This window comes from Wolbachia endosymbiont (group A) of Paraperithous gnathaulax (assembly GCF_964028485.1).
Classification (GTDB): domain Bacteria; phylum Pseudomonadota; class Alphaproteobacteria; order Rickettsiales; family Anaplasmataceae; genus Wolbachia; species Wolbachia pipientis.
Genome location: NZ_OZ034784.1, coordinates 404,849 through 423,098 on the forward strand (window position 1 = coordinate 404,849; position 18,250 = coordinate 423,098).

The 18,250-nt window shown below is 35.3% G+C and carries 16 protein-coding genes and 1 riboswitch; of the genes, 11 read left to right on the plus strand and 5 right to left on the minus strand.

Annotated elements, in window-relative coordinates; all coding sequences use genetic code 11:
• Positions 1-9 precede the first annotated feature (9 nt).
• Positions 10-112, plus strand: a riboswitch (TPP riboswitch).
• The 7 genes from ABWU74_RS02270 to ABWU74_RS02300 all read left to right on the plus strand — a co-directional run bounded on the left by ABWU74_RS02270 (position 101) and on the right by ABWU74_RS02300 (position 7,786).
• The gene (locus ABWU74_RS02270) at positions 101-376 is read left to right on the plus strand and encodes a SemiSWEET family sugar transporter (RefSeq protein WP_006280002.1); all 276 of its coding nucleotides are present in this window, start codon (positions 101-103) and stop codon (positions 374-376) included. It overlaps the preceding riboswitch by 12 nt.
• Positions 357-1,013, plus strand: a complete 657-nt coding sequence (locus tag ABWU74_RS02275; protein ID WP_353289366.1) for a thiamine diphosphokinase — start codon at positions 357-359, stop codon at positions 1,011-1,013. The genes ABWU74_RS02270 and ABWU74_RS02275 overlap by 20 nt, the downstream gene beginning before the upstream one ends.
• Positions 1,014-1,503: 490 nt before the next feature.
• The gene (locus ABWU74_RS02280; RefSeq protein WP_353289251.1) at positions 1,504-1,680 is read left to right on the plus strand and encodes a hypothetical protein; all 177 of its coding nucleotides are present in this window, start codon (positions 1,504-1,506) and stop codon (positions 1,678-1,680) included.
• A 512-nt stretch (positions 1,681-2,192) separates the two neighbouring features.
• Entirely contained in the window at positions 2,193-3,587 is a 1,395-nt protein-coding gene (locus tag ABWU74_RS02285; RefSeq protein ID WP_209472817.1) for a malonyl-CoA decarboxylase, read from the plus strand.
• Between the two features lie 75 nt (positions 3,588-3,662).
• Entirely contained in the window at positions 3,663-5,459 is a 1,797-nt protein-coding gene (gene lepA, locus ABWU74_RS02290; protein WP_353289367.1) for a translation elongation factor 4, read from the plus strand.
• A gap of 683 nt (positions 5,460-6,142) precedes the next feature.
• Complete coding sequence (locus ABWU74_RS02295) at positions 6,143-7,099, plus strand: IS5 family transposase (RefSeq protein ID WP_353285926.1); 957 nt, start codon at positions 6,143-6,145, stop codon at positions 7,097-7,099.
• Positions 7,100-7,411: 312 nt separating this feature from the next.
• A complete protein-coding gene (locus ABWU74_RS02300) occupies positions 7,412-7,786 on the plus strand; it encodes a TrbC/VirB2 family protein (protein ID WP_006279664.1) in 375 nt (124 codons plus the stop codon).
• On the opposite strand, the gene ABWU74_RS02305 is transcribed toward ABWU74_RS02300, so the two are convergent.
• Entirely contained in the window at positions 7,762-8,760 is a 999-nt protein-coding gene (locus ABWU74_RS02305) for a pyruvate dehydrogenase complex E1 component subunit beta (RefSeq protein WP_353289369.1), read from the minus strand. The two genes, ABWU74_RS02300 and ABWU74_RS02305, sit on opposite strands and share 25 nt — an antisense overlap.
• Before the next feature lie 547 nt (positions 8,761-9,307).
• Positions 9,308-10,408 carry an ATP-binding protein gene (locus ABWU74_RS02310; protein ID WP_265023312.1) on the minus strand — a complete coding sequence of 367 codons (1,101 nt, stop codon included), beginning with the start codon at positions 10,406-10,408 and terminating at the stop codon, positions 9,308-9,310.
• Positions 10,409-11,127: 719 nt separating this feature from the next.
• Here ABWU74_RS02310 and ABWU74_RS02315 point away from each other — a divergent pair.
• The 4 genes from ABWU74_RS02315 to ABWU74_RS02330 all read left to right on the plus strand — a co-directional run bounded on the left by ABWU74_RS02315 (position 11,128) and on the right by ABWU74_RS02330 (position 15,780).
• Complete coding sequence (locus tag ABWU74_RS02315; RefSeq protein WP_265023311.1) at positions 11,128-11,301, plus strand: hypothetical protein; 174 nt, start codon at positions 11,128-11,130, stop codon at positions 11,299-11,301.
• Between the two features lie 270 nt (positions 11,302-11,571).
• A complete protein-coding gene (locus ABWU74_RS02320) occupies positions 11,572-12,777 on the plus strand; it encodes an MFS transporter (protein ID WP_244663081.1) in 1,206 nt (401 codons plus the stop codon).
• Positions 12,778-13,026: 249 nt separating this feature from the next.
• Positions 13,027-14,850 (plus strand): ankyrin repeat domain-containing protein, encoded by a 1,824-nt coding sequence (locus tag ABWU74_RS02325; RefSeq protein WP_353289370.1) that lies wholly within the window; start codon positions 13,027-13,029, stop codon positions 14,848-14,850.
• 189 nt (positions 14,851-15,039) lie between these two features.
• On the plus strand, positions 15,040-15,780 hold the full coding sequence (locus tag ABWU74_RS02330; RefSeq protein WP_341817853.1) for a hypothetical protein: 741 nt from the start codon (positions 15,040-15,042) through the stop codon (positions 15,778-15,780).
• A gap of 71 nt (positions 15,781-15,851) precedes the next feature.
• On the opposite strand, the gene ABWU74_RS02335 is transcribed toward ABWU74_RS02330, so the two are convergent.
• From ABWU74_RS02335 to secG, 3 genes are read right to left on the minus strand one after another with little or no spacing between them, the layout of a single operon-like run.
• Positions 15,852-16,259: a nucleoside deaminase gene (locus ABWU74_RS02335; RefSeq protein WP_209472967.1), complete on the minus strand. Its 408-nt coding sequence runs from the start codon at positions 16,257-16,259 to the stop codon at positions 15,852-15,854.
• A 25-nt stretch (positions 16,260-16,284) separates the two neighbouring features.
• On the minus strand, positions 16,285-17,889 hold the full coding sequence (locus ABWU74_RS02340; RefSeq protein WP_353289371.1) for a CTP synthase: 1,605 nt from the start codon (positions 17,887-17,889) through the stop codon (positions 16,285-16,287).
• Positions 17,889-18,209 carry a preprotein translocase subunit SecG gene (secG, locus tag ABWU74_RS02345; protein ID WP_007548880.1) on the minus strand — a complete coding sequence of 107 codons (321 nt, stop codon included), beginning with the start codon at positions 18,207-18,209 and terminating at the stop codon, positions 17,889-17,891. The genes ABWU74_RS02340 and secG overlap by 1 nt, the downstream gene beginning before the upstream one ends.
• Positions 18,210-18,250: the final 41 nt, after the last annotated feature.

An 18,250-nucleotide genomic window follows, 5' to 3' on the forward strand; every position in this document is an offset into this window, starting at 1 on the left:
GTTATAAATTACACGCATTAGGGGTGCTCTAGAAAAGCTGAGAGTACATAAAGTACAACCCTTTGAACCTGATATTGTTAAAGCAAGCGTAGGAAAATGTATGTATATAAATATTGAAGAATGCTTCGGCTTCATTGCGTTAATTGCATCTCTAATTGGATTATCACCTCAAGTATATAAAGCATATATCACTAAAGTTACTCGTGATGTATCGATGTTAATGTTAGTAAACTATCTTATTTGTTCATTGTCTTGGATTGGCTATGGTCTTTACCAGAGCTCAATTTTTGTGGTGCTTAGCAATATTGCTGGATTAGTGATTAGCATAATATCAATTATTCAAAAATGTTACTACGATGCAAAACCTGCACCATGATCATGTGCTGCACTGCAGTACACAACAACAATATCGTTCTATTGTAGTGCTAAATGGAAAAATACCGAGCTCATCGTTTTTTAAACGAGATATACCTATTATTGCTGTAGATGGAGGAGCAAACAAGCTTCTATCAATTGGCGTAAAACCTGATCTTGTAGTAGGAGATTTGGATAGCGTAAATCTGGATTTACGTGCTAATTTGAATACGATATATCTACCTGATCAAGATTATTGCGACTTTTCTAAAGCAATGGCTCACTTAAAAACAGTAAAGTTATTGCCATCAATAGTAACGGGTATTACTGGAGGAGCAATTGATCACATACTACAGAATATTAACATTTTTCTAAGTACGGGCAGTATCTTTTACACACCTTCACCTCCCATGGTAGGTTACACTTTACAAAAAGGTATTACCCATTTTTTTTCTTTGCCAAAAAATACTAAAATATCTTTACTTGGTATACCGAGAGCTCAAATATCAACTAAAGGATTAAAATGGGAACTGCACCTTAGTAATCTTGCTTTTCCGGGAAAAAATTCTTGCTTTAATCGAAGTTTAGGCAATAAGGTATCCGTAGAAGTACACAGTGGTATATGTCCTAGCAATGATTTATTTAGAGACAGTAGATGATGCTGCAAGACATCATGTGCGTCAAGTTAAGAAGTAAATAGACTTCTTGCATAACCCAAACTAAGTAGAAAAAAGGTATCATCCAAGTAGCTGACACTGGTTCCTTTATGACGTGTCATTCCAGTTTCAGCTACTTGAATGACAGCAGTCCTACGTCATACCGCCGCGGTATCTCTTAGCTGCTAACACGTAGTGGGATACTTGATCTTTACAGGGATGACGGTTGTCAGGCTAGCCTGTCATCCCAGTGCCCAGACACTGGGATCCAGGAATTTTATTAAGTTGGTAAGCATAAAAGTGTTATGTAAAATACAACGTTCTTGATGGGATTGCGTGAAAGGCTGGATTCCAGCGTCACGCGCTGGAATGACAGCAGTCCTACGTCATACCGCGATTCATTCGCGGTATCTCAGCCGCTAACAAGAGATCCCGCTAACAAGCAGCGGGATGACGATTGTCGTTCAGCCACAAACATTAAGAAATTTACCAAATGAAAAAAAAGGCAAAAGAAACCCTGGGGTTATTATCCGCTTTAAAATATTGGCGTTTTTTATGTTTTAAACGCTTGACAAGCGAAATTCAGCTGCTTTTAATTGCAACTAACTTACGCTGCAAACGTTTAAGAAATTTACTAAGCAGAAAAAAAGACAAAGAATCCCCGAGTTAGCTAGTCTTTTACTATCTCTGTCGAGTATTGGCATTTTTTGATGTCTTGTAACTCTTTATAAGCGCGTTCAGCTTATTTAGATAAAAATCTAGATGTAGATGAAGTTTTGTAAAGACATACAGTATCTATATACTGCAAAAAATTGAACATAAGACGCCGATACATTAAGTAATCCTTACCTTTTAATCTGCAGATTGGCGAAAGCAAATACAATAGCTTCAGTTTCATGATAAGTGGGCTGGCGGAGTTTGTCAAGCAAGTTTTTTCGTTTCTACTGAATGACAGTTGTGGCTTGGGAGGTAGTGCAAGAAGTCTATTGTATTACTGAATTATTAATAATTCAGTAATAGTGCCTGCTATGTAGCTAAAATTTTCCTTTAACTTAAGCTATATGTAGCTAAAATAACTTGGGTTTACCGACAACCGTCATCCCGCTGCTTGTTAGCGGGATCTAGAGATATCGCGGCGGTATGACCCTGACTTGCATTAGCTATGTATAATAAAGGGAATCTATGACAAAAGAATCATTGGTAAAAACTGATATAGTGAAAGTTGAAGACAAAAAGGCGGTAAGAAGCTTTTTTAAAATACTAGGTGGAGTGGCAGATGCTGTAAGATCGTGGATTGGTAACATCAGTCCTGATTTAAGCAACAGTCGCGATATCGATAGTTTAGTCTTGAAGATGAACGAGTGCTTAAACCCAAAGGGAGGGGAGGTTTCAGCACGTAAGAACGCTGTATCTCTTGGTAACCTGTACTTGAGCTTATCAGAGAAAGGTAAAATAAAATTTCTACAAACCCTGGCAGAAAAATTTAATCCGAATAAAGCGGAAATAGATGAGAAAATTAGAGAGTATAAGAAAAACCAAGATCCCGAGTTAAACTATAAATTTGAACAGGATTTAATAAAAATTCTTGAATCACCGCGTTCTAAAATATTGAAGCAATTTATTTCTTTACCAGAAGGCCTTAAGTTTATTGTTGATATGCGTTCTGACGTGCTTAAGCTAAAGAACCAATATAGAAGCTTGAATCCACTAGAAAGCGAATTAAAAAATATACTCTATACTTGGGTTGATGTTGATCTACTTGATCTTCGTCAAATCACCTGGGATTCACCTGCATCATTGCTAGAAAAACTTATAAAATATGAAGCTGTGCATAAAATTTCCTCTTGGGATGACTTAAAAAACAGGCTGGGTCTCTGTTTTGCTTTTTTTCATTACAAGATACCAAACGAACCTCTAATTTTTGTAGAGGTTGCATTGGTGGATAAGATTGCAGATAGCATTCAACACCTTTTAGATGAGTCAGTACCTTCAAATGATCCGAGTAATGCAAGCACTGCTATATTCTATTCAATATCAAACACTCAAGCAGGGTTATCTGGAATCAGCCTTGGTAATTTTTTGATCAAAAGGGTTGTAGAAAAGCTATCACAGGAGTTTAAAAGTATAAAAACATATGCAACTCTTTCTCCAATACCTGGCTTTACGAAATGGCTAAAAAACAATCTAAACCAAGATGTCACTTTATTGGGCAAACTAAATATAAAACAATCTAGTGCAGAAATTTTAGAAAGTGCAGAGCAATTAAAAACTAATGTTGAATGTACAAATGAAACTAAACAATACATGCTTAAACTATGTGCATATTATTTACTAAAAGTGAATAATAGTAATGGAAATACTTATGACCCGGTGGCGCATTTTCATTTAAGCAATGGCGCATCAATAAAACAATTAAACTGGATGGCGGATACTTCTGAAAAGGGTATTAGTCAGTCAGCCGGGATGATGGTAAATTATCTATATGAGTTGCCTAAAATAGATAATAATCATGAAAACTATATGGTTAATAAAGTGATTTCCTGCTCGAAAAAAGTGTCGTCTATGTTGAAGGAGTAAATAGTCTCTTAATAAAGGATTGCCCTCACAACACTTAAAATGTAAAATGGTTCTACTTAAGTAAAATAGCCATAAATGAACAACATAAGAAATTTTGCAATAATAGCGCATATAGACCACGGTAAGTCAACGCTTGCTGACCGTTTAATAGAGGAATGTAACGGCCTTGAAGCAAGAGAAATGATCAATCAAATACTCGATTCAATGGATATAGAACGCGAACGTGGGATTACAATTAAGGCACAGACGGTAAAACTCAATTATACGGCAAACGACGGTAATCAATATTGCCTAAATCTCATGGACACCCCAGGTCACGTTGACTTTTCTTACGAGGTAAGCCGAAGCTTAGCCGCATGTGAAGGTTCACTTTTAGTGGTAGATAGTAGCCAGGGCGTTGAAGCACAAACCCTTGCAAATGTATATAAAGCTATTGACAACAACCATGAAATAATAGTTGTGCTCAATAAAGTTGATCTTCCTGCTGCAGATCCAGAAAAGGTAAAACTCCAGGTTGAGGAAATAATCGGTATTGATGCAAGTGAGTCAGTTTTAATATCAGCAAAAACTGGACTTGGAATAAAAGATGTACTGGAAGCAATAGTAGCAAAACTTCCAGCTCCTCAAGGTGATGTAAATGCTCCATTGCAAGCAATTTTGGTTGATAGTTGGTATGACACTTACTTAGGAGTAGTAATTTTAGTGCGAGTTAAAAATGGAGTGCTAAAAAAAGGCATGAGAATTGTTATGATGTCTAATAATGCTACATACCAGATAGATAATATCGGTATTTTCACCCCTAAAAAAGTGATGACGGGTGAACTTTCAGCGGGTGAAGTTGGTTTTATAACTGCTTCAATGAAGGAAGTAGCAGACTGCAAGGTAGGGGACACTATCACTGAGGAAAAGAGACCTTGTAGTGAAGCACTTCCTGGATTTAAAGAAGTTCATCCTGTGGTATTTTGTAGCATTTTTCCTCATAAAACGGATGATTTTAAATATCTAAGAGAAGCTCTAGAAAAGTTACATTTAAATGATGCAAGTTTTACTTTCGAGGCTGAAACTTCAAATGCACTAGGCTATGGATTTCGTTGTGGTTTTTTGGGAATGTTGCATCTTGAAGTTATTCAAGAAAGACTCGAAAGAGAGTTTGATTTAGACCTAACAGCAACTGCACCGAGTGTTATATATAGGGTTACAACACGAAGTGGTGAAGTTTTGAATATTCATAACCCAAGTGATATGCCAGATCCAACAAAGATTGAAATGGTAGAAGAGCCGTGGATTACCGCAACCATAATGGTCCCTGATCAATACTTAGGTGATATTCTATCTCTATGTGAAGAAAGGGGGGGAGAACAGGAGGATTTATCTTACATTGGTAACACAACAACAGCATTGTTAAGATATAAATTACCACTGTCTGAAGTTGTTTTTGACTTTTATGATCGATTAAAATCAATTTCCAAAGGATATGCAAGTTTGGATTGGGAAATTTCCAGCTATCTGGTAAGCCAAATAGATAAATTAAGCTTTTTAATTAATGGAGAGCCCGTAGATGCACTGGCTTGTATCGTTCACAAAAGTAGGGCAGAAAAAAGGGGGCGTGAAATATGTGCACGCTTGAAGGATTTAATACCACGTCAGCAATATAAAATCGCGATTCAAGCGGCAGTGGGCGGAAAAATCATTGCCAGAGAAACGATTAACCCATACAGAAAAGATGTAACAGCTAAACTCTATGGTGGGGATGTAACGCGAAGAATGAAACTACTTGAAAAGCAAAAGAAGGGTAAAAAAAGGTTACATTCTATAGGGAACGTAAATATTCCACAGAATGCTTTTATTCAAGCCTTGAAGATAAGTGATTGATCTTAAAAGACTTCTTGTATAGTTTTTGGCAACAACCGTTAGAAACGAAAAAACTTACTTGACAAACTCTGCCAGCCCCCTTATCATAAACACTGAAGCTATTTATTTATCTTCTCTGTACAGATTAAATGACAAAAAAACTCACGTATCTGGCGTATCATGTTTAATTTTTTGCACTATGTGCACCTTATGTCTTATAAAATTTCTACCTACATAAGCTGAAACGCGCTTATAAAGCGTTTAAAACATAAAAAAACGCCAACTTAAAAAATGGATAGTGAATAACTAGCTACCCTAGGGTTTCTTTTGCCTTTTTTTCTGTTTAGTAAATTTCTTAATGTTTCTAATTTAGATTAGTTGCGGTTTAAAAGCAACTGAATCGCGGTTATTAAGCATTTAGAATAAAAAAACGCCATACTTGAAAGTATAATGTAAGTAATTAGCCAACCACGGGGCTTCTTTTGCCTTTTTTTCATTTGGTAAATTTCTTAATGTTTATGGCTAAACGACAACCGTCATCCCGCTACTTGTTAGCGGCTGAGATACCGCGGCGGTATGACGTAGGACTGCTGCCATCCCAGTGCTTGACACTGGGATGGCTTTGTTGCATAGCAACTGAAAAAATCTGGTGGCTACTGACAAAATTCATTATAAAATAGCCATTTAACCTTGAAAGAAAAAATATGCCACAAAAAATGAGGGTCAGTAACCATAGCGAATATAACAAATTTCTAGAAAAAAGAGGAAATATTTTTCATTATATCAACGAAGCCATAGAAAAGTGGTACGAGAATGGTCCAAAAATACCAGGTGGCAACAATATTTATAGCGATAAAGTTGTAATTTTGGTGCACATAATAACTTGTTTATTTAGAATAGGCCTGAGGCAAACAGTTGGGTTTATAGCAGGATACCTTGAGCAAATTGGGAAAAATTTGCAAGTTATCAGCTATTCACAATCATCAAGAAGGTTTAAGAAACTCAATATTAAGATCAATGATTGCAGAATTGATAAAAATAATATGGAAGATATCGAAATTGCTATAGACAGTACAGGAATTAGTATATACAACAACACTCCTGGTCATAGCAAAGAAAATAGCGAAGATAGAAAGTATCGCAGCTATGAACAGACAAGAAAATTGCATGTAATGTTGAATACAAACAGCAAAAAAGCCATAGCTGTAAAATACAGTAACGGTGTCTACTCTGATCACTATGGAGCTTGTGATTTGCTAAAAGAAGTCGATTTTCAGTATGTCATAAAAGTACTATATGCAGATAGGGCATATGACAGAGAAAAGCTCTATAAGCTGTGTAATCAATATGGTATAAAAACGAAAATTCCTCCGAAAAACAACGCAGCAGAGCATCCAAAGTTAGACTATATGGCTGAGAGAAATTCTGCAGTCAAGCTCATAAAGTCATATGATGAAGATGGTATAAAGAAGTGGAAAAAAGAGATGAGTTATGGAAAAAGATCTTATATAGAAAGTTTTTTCTCGCGACTGAAACAAACATTCGGGTTTAGTTTTAGGAATAAATCTGAGACAAATAGAGAGAAGGAACTACTTGTTAAATGCTATTTGCTCAATAAGTTCACTGATATTGGTATGGCTAAATTTGAGATAGCTTCATAAATTTATTGTGCGTTACCTACTATCCGAAGAGCGATGCAACAAAGCCCACTGGGATCCAGTTGAGCTATTTCAACAAAAATACTGCATTTGAGATGAACGTTCCAGACTTATTTATAAATATAACAATTAAAGTCTGGATTCCAGCGTCAAGCACTGGAATAATATCGTTTACTATGTCTATATTACAATATTTGTGCAGTTGTGTGTCAACTACTTTTGTGGCACCGTTTGTTATTCAATCTTTATGCTAGTTTTACTAAAAATTATAGTATTTTTAGGTATAATTGCAATATCTAAATTTAAGGTATAGAGATGAACCCTAGGAAAGTTTTTAATATTCTTTTTATAGTATTATTTATTTCTTTTTCTCATGTTGGGAGTGCTGCCGCTGACACTAATACTGATACAACTGCTCAAGTAATATGTAACATTATTGGCTACGTTTGGGGAATAGGCGGACCGCTTATGACCGTAGTGATAATAGGTGCAGCTTTGCTTGCGATATTTGGTAGAATGCCATGGCCAGCTCTTTTTGCACTCGGTATATTTTGTGCTGTATTTTTCGGTGCTAAAACTATCGTCATAAAAGTAATGGGTGGTATAGGCGGCACTGGAAATACTTCTTTGATGGACCAATGCGGAACAGGAGACACAAAAAAGAACTATTTTTTTCTAAAACAGACCTGATGCACGGCTTCAACTATATCTTCCACTTGCGGTAATGCTTTTTTTTCTAGATTTGCAGCGTAAGGTAAGGGGATGTCCTTGCCAGTTACACGTACAACTGGAGCATCAAGGTAGTCAAATCCTTGTTCCATAACAACGGCTGACAGCTCTGCTCCTATTCCTGCAAATGGCCATCCTTCTTCTACACTAACTAACCTATTAGTCTTCTGAATAGAGTTAATAACAGTTTGAGTGTCAAGTGGTCTTAAGGTTCTGAGGTCAATAACTTCAGCTTCTATACCTTTACTCGAAAGTAAATCTGCTGCATTTAAGGCATCCATTAATTTTAATGAAAAAGCAGTGATAGTTACATCCTTTCCTTCCCGTATAACAGCAGCTTTGCCTATCTCAAGTAGATAATCTTTGTTTGATAGCTCAGAGTCAGAAACTTCATGCTTATGTCCATAAGCTATTTCGTTTTCTAGAAATATTACCGGATTAGGGTCACGAATTGCAGCTTTAAGCAGACCTCTGCAATCTGAGGCAAAATAGGGTGCTATTACTTTTAACCCCGGTATATGCGAATACCAAGCTGCAAAGCATTGAGAATGTTGTGCAGCAACTCTTGCTGCAGCGCCATTTGGTCCACGAAATACTATAGGGCATCCAAGTTGTCCGCCTGACATATAATTTGTTTTTGCTGCGGAATTCACAATTTGGTCAATAGCTTGCATAGAAAAATTAAAAGTCATAAACTCGACTATTGGCTTTAATCCAGCAAATGCCGCTCCAACAGCAAGGCCAGCAAATCCATGTTCGGTAATAGGCGTATCAACTACTCTGTTTTCTCCAAACTCTTTCAGTAATCCTTTCGTTACTTTATAAGCACCATCATACTCTGCAACTTCTTCACCCATGATAAGCACATCAGAGTCGTTTTGCATTTCTTCTCTAATTGCTGTGCATAAAGCTTCTCTTACACTTAAGGTTGCCATTTATAAACTTTTATAGACTTTAACTAAAGTAACTATATCAGAATTACTGGGGGTAAGTAAAGTGTACAAATTAAGTTTTACAAACATCATGACCAACTCATTCCAAAAAAAAATCTTCTCACGCTTGCTGGTTTTGGTTGCTAAAAATGATTGTATTGCTTGTGTTTTTAATAATATATACTGCTAAGTTAATAATAATTCACTTGGGAATAACAGAAAAATACATGATAATTTTATATTTCAAATAGAATAAAATCCTTTTTATTGATACTGTCTTTTTTTGTAAAAAACATTCCTAACTTTTCCACCACTTTTTCTGGCTAAGGTCAGTATAACTTTTGCTTGAAATAACTGTTTATATGGTGCAATTTACAGCTTTTAGTTGCTAAAATTATAACTCTTAATTTAATAATTTTAATCCAATAAGCTTTCAGGTTAATAAAATTAAATTATTTGAGTAAATGCAATACCATGTCTTTATTTGTGGGTAATAATAAGAATAACGAAGGTTGGCTCAGCTACACTTCTATAATTTCAATTTTTATGTTTACCGTATAAAAGAAGTTTCTTCTATCTGTGTCTTCGCGTTTGAAACTAACTTTATTCTATCTCTTTCTTGTTCTGGACTTAACCTGTGAAGCGCGTAACTGAAATCTTCCTCACTCACTATAAGCCGTCTTTGCGCACCAGCGCTAATTTTTGCTTCATTCACTAATTGCTCTAACTCAGCCCCAGAATAGCCTTCAGTCTTGTCTGCAATGTCTTGGAGGCTTAGCTTTTCATCAGTTTTTGTACCTCGCATATAAAGTGCCAATATCTTTTGTCTCACCTCTATGTTTGGATTAGGGACATAAACCTTCTGACCTAAACGTCCAGGTCTAATAAGTGCTGGATCTATACCACCGATAAGGTTAGTTGCACCAATTACTATTATATCTTTTCTGCTCTTAAATCCATCTATTTCAGTTAACAACTGTGTTAAACTCTCTCGACAATGGTAAGCTGAGTTATTAGCGGTACTTCTTTTTTGAGCAACTGCATCTATTTCATCTATAAAGACTATACAAGGAGAATATTTTTTTGCTATTTTAAAAAGCTCGCGTACAGCATGTGCACCATGACCAATATATACTCCAATAAGTTCAGGACCTGAGATGCTTATGAAATTCATATTTGATTCACCTGCAATTGCACGAGCGATAAGTGTTTTACCATTTCCAGGAGGGCCATATAATATGTAACCTCTTAGTGAATTAATACTTTTATTTCCAAACAGCTTGCGCATTTCTTCTGTCATTTGGTCACAGCAAATCATCTGCAACCGTTGTCTTAAGGAGTCATCAATTATAGCATCAGCAAATGTTATTCTTTTATCATCTGAATTAGCTAATTCTATCGATATAGGCAGCTCTACTTCCTTTAGTTTGCTGAATACTTGATCATATACAAACCAAACAATAAAAAGGAGAACGACAAGTAACACACAAGGCATAGCTTCACTAACATAATGTGCAGCTAACTCATACCCTTTACTAAGCAACATTGTATGCATATAGGCAAACAAAAAAGCGATAGAGATAATAGTTGCCACGCATAGTAAACAGATTGAAATTCTTTTTAGTAATTCTGAAATTTCAATTTTTTTCATCTTAATACCTTATACCAATTTTAAACTAAGAATAATTTTATCTAGCTTACCTATTTTAGCTTGATTAGAGTGTTCAGAAAAATTATCAAGTACGTACTTTAATTTATTAAATACTAAAAACAATATATCACCATATTGTCACATACATCTTTAAAGTTTACCAAATTCATTTTCAAAAAACAAGATTTTATTATTAACCCGAATTCTGGATTAGATTTTAGGTAAATTATTGAAAGTCTTGAATTTTACTAAATTAGTAACTAGTCTTAAAATGCTTACTGCTTTATCGTAAATGCTAAAACAATAAGCTATTGATATTCTTGTTTTTTTTAATCTCCAATCCAGAATTCGGGTTAAAAACGCTAACTTGTATCTTCAAGAAGTAAGACATAATAGCTCTAAAATGTCTTGCAAGGAAAGGTAAAGCTGAACGCTAACTTATGCCAGAAAAATACCGTCTTGTTTGCCTTTTTGAGTAGTATCATCTTATTTTTCCTGTAAATTTTGTTTATAACGCCTAAGATTTACGATATTTTAATCCCGGTAGAATATCTTATAAAATCAGATTATATGTTATACCTATGGAAATAGATAACTTTCAGCAATATTACAACCAAGAAGAAATGAAGACAGTAACATTAGCTCAAATTTATAAAGACTTGGTAATAAAGATATTCGATATAGCCACAAGCAAAATGTAAGCTACTATTAATGGTATTATGGAAATAGCACCAACGATACCACCTACTATACCTACTACCAGAGGTGACGGAGTAGTAAGGCTTAATATAATAAGTGGGAGAGATATAATTGATAGTATTATAGAAATTACACCTACTGTTTTCAGAAGAGATAGAAATCCTTTTGAATCTGAGAGTTCTTTAATTCCTTAAATAATATAAAGAAAATGCTTATACACATTATAGCACAAAGTATTACTGCTGCTATTTTTATTATAGCTGCTGCTATAAGTGCTGCTAAATAAGCTATATTCATTGCAATTATCACACACCATAATAAAAAAGTCAACTCCATATGTTTAGGTTGTAAAATCCCAAAAAGCAGCCAGAATAGAATAAGCAAACATTTACGAATTGAATTTAGTGCAAACAAGGGTGTTGATATCAACCATACTCTGCAGAATCGCAATATGGTATGACTACATGCTTTTTATTGATTTGATTAACATAATCAGCAGAGAGTTTTGTTTTGCAAAAGATGTCTACAGTAACATACTGCAATTATTTGGAATTGTAGGGCTAGGTGCAATTGTAAGGCCACTTGGTGCATTCATATTTGGTCACGTTGGTGACAGGTATGGAAGGAGGATAGCATTAATAATTACTATCTTGCTAATATCGATACCATCAAGTCTCATTGCATTTATTCCAAGTCACAATCAAGTAGGTATAATTTCTACTATATTGCTTCTTGCAATCCATATAACACAAGGAATTGCACTTGGTGGTGAACAAGGAAGTTCTGTTTATCTTATAGAGCATTTATCCAGTAGGAAAGAGAACTTAGGGATGTATTTTGGAATGATGGGTTTTGGTCGCTCCATTGGCGTCTTGCTTTCTGCGGTAATAGTGATTATCTGCAAAAAAACTACTGATTTTTGTACCTGGGGTTGGAGATTGCCATTTATTTTCTCAGCTATTTTAGGATTAATTAGCGCGTATAGCATATACACATTGGGAGAAACTCCAGCATATGAAAAAAATCGAAAACAAAGAAATTTACCTGATTTGCCAATAATAGAGCTTATAAAACGCCACAAGAGAGCTCTTATACTTGCTATTTTAATATCTGTACCTGTTAATGTTGCTGTTGGATTTACCATATTTCTTCGAACTCTCGCAAAGGAAATAGCATCAGTGGATGTTTATGTAACAACATATATCAACGAAATTGTATTGATTATAACCAGTGTATTAATGCCGATATCTTCAATAGCGTTTGGAATGTTGGCTGATAAAGTTGGAAAAGAGCGCACTGCAATCTTATTTATAGCAATTACAATGGCACTGTGTTGTCCTGCGTTATCTATTGCATATTACTATAAAAATTATCTTGTGATTGCGTTGAGCGTAATGGTTCTCTCTATAATAGAAAGGGGTATAGTTCCCATAGGAATAGTTGCATCTGAACTCTTTCCTACCAATGTTAGATTTAGTGGTGTGAGCTTATCACGCAATATCTCTTATGCGTTACATGGAGGATTTACTCCTATGGTTTGTATTTGGTTGACTGTAACATTTCCTCAAACAAACCTTGCTGCTGGGCTTTATATAGTCTTCTGCTTGTTGATCAGTGTGGTAGCAATATTGCAAATAAAACCGCAAGATAAGAAATTTGATTGGTCTTAGTTTTCTCTTAAGTGTGTATTCTCCTAAGTTGAAAAAAGGTGTGAAAAATGCGCTAATCTCGCTAAATGAGAAAATTTTATTGCGGAAAAATTAGAACGATCAAAAACACATGCCATGATAAACTTTTTTATGCGTAACACTAATTTCTTATTCTATTCGTCTAAAAAAACAGTATTTCCAACTGTAAATTTAAGTCTTTACAAGCGTCACAAATATAGTATGATATAAGTTAGGCTTTATAGAGGGTATATGGCAACAGATACAGAAAATAATAATAGAATTAATATAGTACGTGAACAAGCAGGAAATGCTGTTCATTCAGATATTGCTTACTCAGAAAGAATACAAAAATCAGTAGAAAATGAAGCATTGTGTGATGCGTGGTCTAATTTTGAGTACTTTGAAGATGTGTTGAGAATAAAAAACAGCACCGATAGGGAAAACAGAATTAAGCAGCTTATCAAGGAAGATTTAGATATAAATGCTACAAAAAATGGCAAAACTATTCTAGACGTTGCTATAGAAAAAAAATGCTCATCAAAAGTTATAAGTTCATTAATAAGCAATGGCAGTAGGATTGATACTATAGATGCTAGCGATCGTACTGTACTGCATAGATCTGTTAGGAATGAAAATAGAAAAGTTGTTGAGTTGTTTTTAGAAGTTAATGAAAAAGAAGTGTCTCAGTACCTGGTAGCAAGGTTTTTGCCATTGTCTATGTTATGTCAAAAAATAGAAGTAAATGCTAAGGATAATGATGGTTGTACTGCTTTGGATTATGCTCAATATGGCAGTGAAATGTATAGCTTGCTGCAAAAATATGGAGCACAACATAGTGAAAAGTTTTTATACTCACGCAACCTTAATATAGGGGAATTAGATTTAAATAAACTTGTTTCTGACCATAACTACTGCTTTGATGTGCTTACAAAAGCATTAGAGATTGAGGACAGATGCGAAAAGGAAGAGGTTATAGATTGGTTGCTAAAAAATGGTGCTAACATTAATGTTAATAAAGGTGATCAAGCCCTACTGAGTGTTGCAGCTGAAAAAGGTGATGTTGAAAATGCTGTGCTATTGCTTGAAAGGGGAGCACATGAAGGAGTAAATTCTCAAGATGCTGAAGGAAGAACGTTATTACTAAATGCAATTATTCAAGATAAGTTGGGCCATGCAAAATATCTCATAAAACAAAGAGTTAACGTTAATATACCAGATAATAATGGAAATAGCTCACTACACTACGCTGTTGTCAATTTTATTAAGCAGCGCTTAATTGAATGTGATGAAACCTATACAGCTAACGCTACTTTTTATGATTTTCTTAAGAATGGTGCAGATCTCTATATCAAAAATCATGATAACCTTACAGCATTTGAATATGCTTTTCACGCAAGAATAGCTCCTAGGGAAGCTGTTTATTTATTCAAGCTATATATAGAAAGAGGTGATCAGAGTGAAAACATGCAGTTAGTAAAAAATTTCAAATTGCCTTCTGGTGAAACACTATTGGAGTATTTTTTCAACAATAAATTATTTGATAGTGCTCAATCTTGTATAGATCTAGGAGCAAATGTTTCGCATAATGGGTCATCTTTACTGATACAAGCTCTTCAGAATCGAGATATAGAAGGTATCGGGTTTCTTTTACGAAACAGAGCAGACATTCCAAATAACGCAAACATTTCAAATAATAAGAAAAACTGTAAGTTGTATTTCCAAGTAGCGGTTGGATGTGTAGCGATGTTTTCGCTTGGTATGGGAGCTGCAGCCACGTTTACTCTAATTAAAATGTCTCCGCTAGTGTTAGTAATAGTAGCCGTGACCTTCTTTTTGACTGCAATAGCATCTATGTCTCTGTTTGTATTATATAAAAAAGTAAAAGGGGAACGCAAACACGAGGTAATTGTTAATAATGCTGTATTTAACATAAGTCTAGAAGAAGCAGCTAATGATTTGTTTAGCGGGTTATCAACTATAGCAGAAAGAGGAGCAGAAGCAGGTGCACTATACCTGGAAGTAAAGGAAAAGACTGAAAGTGTAGCTAAAAAAATGACATCCAAAAAGGAATGAATTGAAGCAAGATTTCAAAATATACAAGAAAATTTCATTAATAAGTTAAGTAATTTTGAAGAACTTCAAGGTGCTAGAGATTCTAGTACTTTAAAGAAATTCTATGCTGCTGTTAAAGATGTTCTAAAGATACGCTCCAGCATTCCTATTTCCAATTTACATCTATTATCGCTTGTTTACCATTTATCATTGGAAGTATCATATGCTATTTTTCAGGCAATAACTGATCCAACTCTTGGAAGTACAATTTTAACTGCCATAAGTGAAAGAAAATTGCCTGAAGATAAGCAGTGGGCTAAGGTATTAAAAAATACAGTACCAAACTTAATAAGAAATCAAGAAGTTGTGCGGAATGTTATAGTACCAACTCTTACTGATATTTTAAAGAGCCTATCAGAATCAAGAGAAGAAAGAAAATTTATAATCTATACTCTGGTCTGCCTGAAAGAAGTGATTGATGAAGTTTATACGACATCGGTACAAGAGTCATTGTATAGGATATTAGGAGTAGAACTTGCAAATAGTCTAAATGGTATGGTACAGGCAATAAGTAACCTATTAGGCTGCTATGGACACGAAGAAGTAGAACGTGCAAGAACCGCAAATGAGTTAGATTACAGAGTAGGTAAACTTACACCTGAAGAAACGCAGCAATTCGTTATAAACTTAGGAGAGAGAGTAGGATCTCTCAGGGAGTTTGAGGGTCGAGTTACAAATAAACAGTCAATTAGTAAATTGATAGATTATTGTTTGGACCCAAAACTGAATGATAGGGAAGCAGCCGCAACACTATTAAATTATATACTCACATGTACTGAAGATGGTCGTTATTTGGCCGCTGAAGCTGGTACTAATAATAATTTATCTAGCAACTCTAATGTTGTACTTATTACGCACGTGGCAGCAAATCGATCTGCACAGTTAGACTAGAGGCGGCTATATGGAAAAAAGTGAAGATAGTTTCAGAGATAAGCAAGCAAATGACAATTGATAGACTTAAACTATGTTCTCAATTTCTCAAAAAAATCCTTTAACAAAAAAGAGCATTCTGTTTCTAATATCCCACCATAAACTTCAGGTATATGGCTGCAAAATTGAAATATCTTAGCACCATTTTCAATTCCTCCACCTTTTGGATTATAAGCTCCAAAGTACAATCGTTTAATTCTGGCAAAGGAAATAGCTTGAGCACACATCGGACATGGTTCTAATGTTACGTACATATCAGCATCACAAAGCGTGGGAGTTGAAAATGCTTGTCTGATCGCTAACATCTCTGCATGTGCAGTTGGATCGCTGGATATATTGTGTGCAGAAGAAATGATATTGTCTCCACTCACTATTACAGCACCTATGGGCACCTCATCATTTTTTTGAGCGAGTTTGGCTTGCTCTATGGCAAGCTCCATATATTGATACTTAAACACTAGGCACTTATTTCTTATCAATTGCTGCTTTAACGAACGACACGAAAAGAGGATGAGGAGAAAACGGCTTTGATTGAAATTCTGGATGAAACTGCACACCAATAAACCACGGATGACTCTCTAACTCCACTGCCTCTATGCACGTTCCATCTTCTGATATGCCACTGCATAACAGCCCATTTTTTTCTAAGTCATCTTTATAATCTGAATTGATTATGTACCTATGCCTGTGTCTTTCTGAAATAGTAGTGTTACTATATGCATCCATCATTTTAGAGTTTGCATTTATATTACATTTGTATGCCCCAAGTCTCATGGTTCCACCAAGATCGTCATCTTGATCGCCAGCTAACTTAACGATTGGATGTTTACAGTTACGAAATTCTTCAGAGTGTGCATCTTCAAGCTTAACAACATTACGAGCAAACTCAATAATTGCAAGCTGCATACCAAGGCAAATTCCGAAAAATGGGATATTATTTGTACGGGCATAATTTATTGCTAATATTTTACCCTCTACTCCGTCATCACCAAACCCCCCTGGAACAAGGATTGCATGAGAATTCTGTAATTTCTCTCCTATAAGTTTTTCATTTATAGGTTTTTCTTCCTTCTCTCTTGAGTTAACCCAATTTATCCTTACTTTGACTTTATTACTAATCGCACCATGATTTAATGCTTCAACTAGTGATTTATACGCATCAGGGAATTCGGTGTATTTTCCCACTATAGACACAGTAACTTCCTGTGTTGGGTGCCTTATGGAATGCACTATTTGATCCCATTCAGTCAAGCTTGGTCTTGGCTTACTTAAATGAAAGTGCTCCAAAATTTGCGTATCAAGCCCACATTGGCTATACAACACCGGTAACTCATATATATGACTCACATCAGGAGCAGGTATCACATTGGATAAAGAAACATTGCAAAGCTTAGCTATTTTCTCTCTTTGATTATCGAAAATTTCTTTCTCACTGCGGCATAATATAATATCTGGTTGTAACCCCGCGGAATTTAACTCTCGAACTGAATGCTGCGTTGGCTTTGTCTTTAATTCTTGCGCTGCGGTAAGATATGGTATTAAAGTTAAGTGAATAAGGATAACTTTTTGTTTTCCTAATGTGTAGTTAACTTGGCGTATAGCCTCCAAAAATGGTTGGCTTTCAATGTCACCTACAGTTCCACCTATTTCACATATTACAAAATCTAAACCTTCCGTACCATTAAAAATGAACGATTTGATCAAATCTGTTACATGAGGAATGACTTGCACAGTTTTGCCCAGATAATCACCACGCCTCTCTTTCTTCAATAACTCATGATATATCTTACCAGTTGTTATATTGTCATCTTTTGTTGCTTTAATTCCAGTAAAACGCTCATAATGCCCAAGATCCAAATCAGTTTCAGCACCATCTTCGGTAACAAATACCTCTCCGTGCTGAGTTGGGTTCATTGTCCCAGGATCAATGTTGAGATACGGGTCAAGTTTTCTGATACGGATCTTAAAACCGTGAGCTTGAAGAAGCGCACCAACACTCGAAGCAACTAAGCCTTTACCAAGCGATGACACAACTCCACCTGTGACAAAGATAAATTTAGCTTCCTTCATTAATTTTCAAATGGAACAGAAGTAGATTCACTTTCTTGCTTTTTTTCTAATATAATTTTTTCTGCGATCGATTTTTTATGTACGTCTTTTGAACATAATCCTGACAATAGCAATGTGTTTATAATAAACAATCCAGCAACAATAGCCGTTATTCTGCTGAGCGGGTTTTCAGAAGATTTCACCGGAATCATCGAATTGACCCCCTGTTGTGTATTACTAAAACCACTTAACGAACTACTTCCAGGCGGCTGCAAGAGCACTAAAATTACTAACACAACAACCAATATTATTTGAAATATACTTAATACCGCTACTGACATTATAGATAGGGCTGAAAATAAAAATCTTAGCAGTACAAAGC

Bases quoted from the DNA above. Each gene is read 5' to 3' on its own strand.
- ABWU74_RS02335 (WP_209472967.1), bottom strand. From the start codon at position 16,259: ATGGAGCTTGCCATAGAGCAAGCCAAACTCGCTCAAAAAAATGATGAG.
- ABWU74_RS02320 (WP_244663081.1), top strand. From the start codon at position 11,572: ATGCTTTTTATTGATTTGATTAACATAATCAGCAGAGAGTTTTGTTTT.
- ABWU74_RS02295 (WP_353285926.1), top strand. From the start codon at position 6,143: ATGCCACAAAAAATGAGGGTCAGTAACCATAGCGAATATAACAAATTT.
- secG (WP_007548880.1), bottom strand. From the start codon at position 18,209: ATGTCAGTAGCGGTATTAAGTATATTTCAAATAATATTGGTTGTTGTG.
- ABWU74_RS02305 (WP_353289369.1), bottom strand. From the start codon at position 8,760: ATGGCAACCTTAAGTGTAAGAGAAGCTTTATGCACAGCAATTAGAGAA.
- lepA (WP_353289367.1), top strand. From the start codon at position 3,663: ATGAACAACATAAGAAATTTTGCAATAATAGCGCATATAGACCACGGT.
- ABWU74_RS02285 (WP_209472817.1), top strand. From the start codon at position 2,193: ATGACAAAAGAATCATTGGTAAAAACTGATATAGTGAAAGTTGAAGAC.
- ABWU74_RS02270 (WP_006280002.1), top strand. From the start codon at position 101: ATGTATATAAATATTGAAGAATGCTTCGGCTTCATTGCGTTAATTGCA.
- ABWU74_RS02325 (WP_353289370.1), top strand. From the start codon at position 13,027: ATGGCAACAGATACAGAAAATAATAATAGAATTAATATAGTACGTGAA.
- ABWU74_RS02300 (WP_006279664.1), top strand. From the start codon at position 7,412: ATGAACCCTAGGAAAGTTTTTAATATTCTTTTTATAGTATTATTTATT.
- ABWU74_RS02340 (WP_353289371.1), bottom strand. From the start codon at position 17,889: ATGAAGGAAGCTAAATTTATCTTTGTCACAGGTGGAGTTGTGTCATCG.
- ABWU74_RS02280 (WP_353289251.1), top strand. From the start codon at position 1,504: ATGAAAAAAAAGGCAAAAGAAACCCTGGGGTTATTATCCGCTTTAAAA.
- ABWU74_RS02310 (WP_265023312.1), bottom strand. From the start codon at position 10,408: ATGAAAAAAATTGAAATTTCAGAATTACTAAAAAGAATTTCAATCTGT.
- ABWU74_RS02275 (WP_353289366.1), top strand. From the start codon at position 357: ATGCAAAACCTGCACCATGATCATGTGCTGCACTGCAGTACACAACAA.
- ABWU74_RS02315 (WP_265023311.1), top strand. From the start codon at position 11,128: ATGGAAATAGCACCAACGATACCACCTACTATACCTACTACCAGAGGT.